The sequence below is a fragment of the Desulfurococcus sp. genome, from assembly GCF_049970475.1.
Taxonomy (GTDB): domain Archaea; phylum Thermoproteota; class Thermoprotei_A; order Sulfolobales; family Desulfurococcaceae; genus Desulfurococcus; species Desulfurococcus amylolyticus.
On sequence record NZ_JBMFMW010000086.1, the window covers coordinates 1 to 4,807 of the forward strand.

General features: G+C 43.5%; 4 protein-coding genes, 1 tRNA gene and 1 pseudogene. All 6 read right to left on the minus strand.

Annotated features, from left to right (window positions below; all coding sequences use genetic code 11):
• Window positions 1-2: 2 nt before the first annotated feature.
• A tRNA-Gly gene (locus ACP5N5_RS05600) sits at window positions 3-78 on the minus strand.
• Window positions 79-160: 82 nt separating this feature from the next.
• Window positions 161-2,659, minus strand: a complete 2,499-nt coding sequence (locus tag ACP5N5_RS05605; RefSeq protein WP_428133713.1) for a thermonuclease family protein — start codon at window positions 2,657-2,659, stop codon at window positions 161-163.
• 105 nt (window positions 2,660-2,764) lie between these two features.
• Window positions 2,765-3,031, minus strand: a complete 267-nt coding sequence (locus tag ACP5N5_RS05610; RefSeq protein ID WP_428133717.1) for a 30S ribosomal protein S25e — start codon at window positions 3,029-3,031, stop codon at window positions 2,765-2,767.
• A 71-nt stretch (window positions 3,032-3,102) separates the two neighbouring features.
• A complete protein-coding gene (locus ACP5N5_RS05615) occupies window positions 3,103-3,627 on the minus strand; it encodes a DUF998 domain-containing protein (protein WP_428133719.1) in 525 nt (174 codons plus the stop codon).
• A gap of 5 nt (window positions 3,628-3,632) precedes the next feature.
• Window positions 3,633-4,400, minus strand: coding sequence for an ABC transporter permease (locus ACP5N5_RS05620; protein WP_428133725.1), 768 nt, complete (start codon window positions 4,398-4,400; stop codon window positions 3,633-3,635).
• Window positions 4,400-4,807 (minus strand): annotated as a pseudogene (locus tag ACP5N5_RS05625) (ABC transporter); the annotation flags it as partial. The gene ACP5N5_RS05620 and the pseudogene ACP5N5_RS05625, both read right to left, overlap by 1 nt.

A 4,807-nucleotide genomic window follows, 5' to 3' on the forward strand; every position in this document is an offset into this window, starting at 1 on the left:
AGTGCGGCGGCCGGGATTTGAACCCGGGATCTCCGGCTTGGGGGGCCGGCGTCCTAGTCCAGGCTAGACGACCGCCGCTCATCTGTATAAATAGATTATGATGGTTGAATTTATAAAAATTCATGATTTACCGGATCCATGTTTAGGTTACTCCATTGATTCATCTACGTGTTATATAGTAGAGTAGCGAGGCTAGAATCACGGCTACACCTATACCCACGCCTATTGATGCAGTATAGTCGAGTTCTTTCACAGTTATAGTAGTTGGCTGGGTAGTGGTTTGAGTCACGGTCTCAGTCTCCGTGGTCGTGTATATCTGAGTCATCGTGGTTGAAATTGTTTCCTTAACAGTGACTGTAGTGGTATCGGTCTTGGCCACAGTGGTGGTTACAGGCTGGGTAGTGGTTTGAGTCACGGTCTCAGTCTTAGTAGTGGTTAACGTGATAGGCGTGGTAATTGTTTGAGTCACGGTCTTAGTAGAGGTTACTGTGGCCGTAGTAGTATTAGTTACAATTATAGTCGATGTAATAGTCGTAGGCACTATCACAACCTGGGTTATCGTTCTCGTCACCGTTGTCGTCACCGTTGTAGTCATACCCGGCGTTGTAGTGGTGGGAGTGGTCGTAGTAGTTGTGGTGGTGGTTGTTGTAGTCGTAGGAGTCGTTGTGGTAGTAGTCGTAGTTGTTGTCGTAGTAGTTGTAGTGGTGGAAGTAGTGGTTGTAGTTGTCGTAGTAGTTGTGGTTGGAGTGAGTATCTCAGGCTTGTTATAGACTCCTTCAACAGTGACTATTATAGTGCTTCCAACCCCTAGGATCAATAACTTGTTATCAGCAACCATTACTGGGAAAAGTGGAATTGTCTTCCAGATTTTCACAGTGTAATTCGATGGTGTTAAATCAGGACTATAGTACGCTATCACAGTATTATTATTTATCTTCTCTCTGAAGGTTAGGAGAACCGTTTTTTTAACGGGGTCATAGAGCCCTCTAACCCAGTCTATGCTTGTAGCCACTGGTACGCTCTTAACTATGTTACCGTTAAAGTCTACTAGAGTCGCGTTGTAGTTGCCATAGCCATCACTATATACTACAATCCATCCATCTCCATTGAGGGGTATGACATAGGGGTAATAGGAGTAGTTATCGCGTAGACCACCAGCCAAGATGCTTGGTGCTTTCACAGTAATATTATTTGTTACATCGTAGACGAAGTAATCCAGTGTAGTACTAGTGCCATTGTATACAACGAGGACACGGGATACCGAGCTATCAGTGCTCATGGCTGCATGGATATTACCGTATAATGCGTTATAGTAATACGAATACGAAGAACTAGCTAAGATAGGCGAAGGCCCCTGAGACCCAGGCCTAGTATCAACCGGTATCCAGACTAGATCCGGCATACCCGAGGAGTTTACATAGTACATTACAAGTCCTATGTCATGCCAAGTATCGGGGTTCCAGCCCCTAGCAACTATCACACCCCTACCGCTTAAAGTGTCAACCATAACCCTTGAGAGATACTCGAAACCGACTGCTGTAGCGTTGACTGTTTGATTAACGCCGGTTTGAGAGGCCAGTACTATTGAATTCAAGAGGGTTGCAGGAGAGCCTAGACTACTATCAATACCCACAAGCCTAACATAACTGGTATAGATGTTTGTCGCACTATCTCTTATAGTCGTAATATATGATACAAGCCATCCATCGTAACCGGGTAGTCTGAACACCACCGGGGCATACTGGTAGCTCTCGATACCTATATATCCTTGCGCATTAATATTTCCATTATAGTTTATGAACGCGTACTCTAGGCTTCTCTGATACTTTGTTCCACCAATAGTATCCTCATACTGGCTCCATAGCACTAGTACACCACTACTATTTGATGCAGTGCTAACGAAGCCCTGGAATCCGCTTGTACTTGATCCATTGTAGCATGCGAGAATAGTTGGTGTGTAAACAATTCCATCAGGATTCATTATCCAGGCCATCACCTTAGGCTGTTTGTTACTCGTTGAGTTATATTCCTCCATCACTACGAATACATGTCTTCCACTGTAACCAGTATACATGAATCCATTATGTGATGAATAATATCCAGGATTATAAGTAGTTATCGTTGTCGATGATACCGTGGGAGAGTTATCATTGCTGTCCGAGTATTCCTCGTATAGACTCCATGTACTGGGGTCGAACCCGTTGTCTGTAAAATTATACACTTGGGCATACCCGTTTTCCACTAACCACTCATTGATGTTGAGTAAGTGTGTTGAATTATATCTGAGATAGGCTACCGCGATTATCCTACCGTAGATGTCGACGCCTTTAATGGAGTCTATGTCGAGGTAGACGACTGGCCCATATTGAGTGACCAGGTCAGTTAGATTACCGAGTGCATACTGCCCCTCAGTGGTATTTAATTCGGGGGCATTGATATCAGCTAGCCTAACAGTGTCCCTGTAATCGCCTGCAACCATTATTGCTGGTGCGATCCTTAATGTGTCACCATCCACCACACTTGTAACTACGACCCTTGCATCTGGGAATGGTGGCTGGTATGTGCCCACTACTCCCGGCACATGATATATTAGTATGGATGCTATTGAGAGGAGCATCGGGAACATTAATAAGATAGTTGCAACAGACTTTCCACCCATCATAATTACACCCTAATAAATATATTCGTTGGCAAAATAAAAACCTAGTTAAGAATGGAGAGATATGCTAGTGGAGCCTCCCTATGTAGCAATTGAAAACCAGTATTAAGCCGGAACATATATCGGGGCTCTCCTGCCACCACAATATAGTTTAAGTATTCCTTTCTTCTCGGCTTCCCTGAGTATCTTCCTGGCAACGCTCACTCTAACATTGAGCTCCTGGGCGAGTATGTATGGTGTATAGTATTTTACCCCTTGCTTGGATACCGCTGTCTTAAGTCTTTTCAGGATGTCCTCTGTAGGCTCAAATATGTTCGCCCTGAATTCTTTACTACTGGATGCTTGCTGGGCTGGCTTCTTCTTCTCTGACATATGTAATCACCTAATTCCTATATGAGTACTATTTAAGGTTTAAAACTATTTCAGAGATTCAAAGATGCCACTTACCAATATATATAGAGGTAGACTGGGGCGAATAACGCGACAGAGGTAATCTCTGGTATAGCCGCTCCCCTCGGCACCCTATATGTGAAGTGAATAGCCCAAACCATTATTATTACAACTAGTGCCATCGCCGAGTATAGTTTAACAATCTTCATCTTCTCCTTCAAGTTTGCTAGCAACAGAAACAACGCTATCCCAATGAAGAATAAGACTGATACAATAAAGTGGAGCAAGCCATATACCTCATCAAATACTCCGACTAGGATCAATGAGACACCTGTATACATGAGCACCATATTGTAGTGTTTATCTATACGCTGTGACACAATGGCTGTAGTATATGCTGAAAGCCCTCCGAATACGAGTCCTATATTAAACAAGGGGGCTACACTGCTTTTAACTGCGTGCCCTAGATCACTGAGAGCGTTGCCAAATATATTGAACCATGGAGAGTACGCCATCGAGGCAAGTATGCATATAAGAGGTATTATTACCGAGGCTAGGGGCAGGTACCTAGTCATCATACCCCTCACCCAACCAGGTTTCTAATATATAGCTTGTACGCTAAGATAAATATCACTATTGTCCAAGCGAGTAGCCCAAGAGCATTGTAGGCGAGATCTATGCTTTCAATGTAGCCGAAGCTCCATCTATATATACTGGTAGCCATGGATAAGGGAGAGTAATTGACTATCGGGGATGCAAACCCCAGCCTAGCCTTCACAACTGTCTCAGGGTAGAATATATTTGAGACAAAGAAGAGTATATTGTACATAAGCGATCTTATTGTAGCCTGCAAGTTGAAGTCCCTTGTGACAGTCGAGAGCGAAATAGAGAGACCAGCCATTACAGTAGCTAGTAGAAGAGATGTATAAAGTATATATAGCCACCTAGTTAAACACGGCATCCCCAGTATTATCACAGCAAATAATAGGAAGCCAAACTGGTAAATTAAGCCCCTAAGCACCCCACTTACTATGCGTCCGATCGCTAGCACTGTTCTCTTAACCGGTAGTGAAACCAGGTATAATGTAACCTCCCTTCTCAGCTCTATACCGACCTCTCTGCCAATACTGAAGGATGAAATAAATATTGAGAGGCTTAGGATCCCTGGCGTGATGAACTTTATGTAATCCGGTATAAGTACTGGATTAACTATCCCCCTGAAGATTAATCCAAAGATAAGTATATCGGCCAGGTTCATAGCTACCTGGCCAGCTAGCCAGTATTTATACCGCCAGAAACGTGATAAATCCCTTTGCGCAATAAATAATATTAGCCTGACATCCCCCAACATTACTTCCACCCACCCGCCTCAAGCTTCTTAGTGTAATGCTCCATAGCCAGTACAATCATCCCGATACTGAAACCCAGGATGTAAAGTACTAGTGCGTATGGGGAGACAGTGTATAGCGTGAACTCGGGTATGAATAGGAGCCTTATGAAATCCGCGATGCTTGTTAATGGATTGAATAGCGCTGCATAATAGTAAGGGGCTATCCCTATTGCTTGTATTATAGGTAATGGGTAGAATATACTGCTCAGCCTTACTAGTATAGCGTCAATGGTGCCGAAGAGTATATCGGTTACATCGGTTGATTTCACATTTACCACCACAAGTATAACTAAACCCACTACGCCTATGGAGAATATATAAGCCATTATCATTGAAACGAGTAAGCCAGTTAGGTTTAAAGCGTTCAC

Excerpts from the sequence above, each read along its gene's own strand:
- ACP5N5_RS05605 (WP_428133713.1), bottom strand. The coding sequence starts at position 2,659 with ATGGGTGGAAAGTCTGTTGCAACTATCTTATTAATGTTCCCGATGCTC.
- ACP5N5_RS05610 (WP_428133717.1), bottom strand. The coding sequence starts at position 3,031 with ATGTCAGAGAAGAAGAAGCCAGCCCAGCAAGCATCCAGTAGTAAAGAA.
- ACP5N5_RS05615 (WP_428133719.1), bottom strand. The coding sequence starts at position 3,627 with ATGATGACTAGGTACCTGCCCCTAGCCTCGGTAATAATACCTCTTATA.
- ACP5N5_RS05620 (WP_428133725.1), bottom strand. The coding sequence starts at position 4,400 with ATGTTGGGGGATGTCAGGCTAATATTATTTATTGCGCAAAGGGATTTA.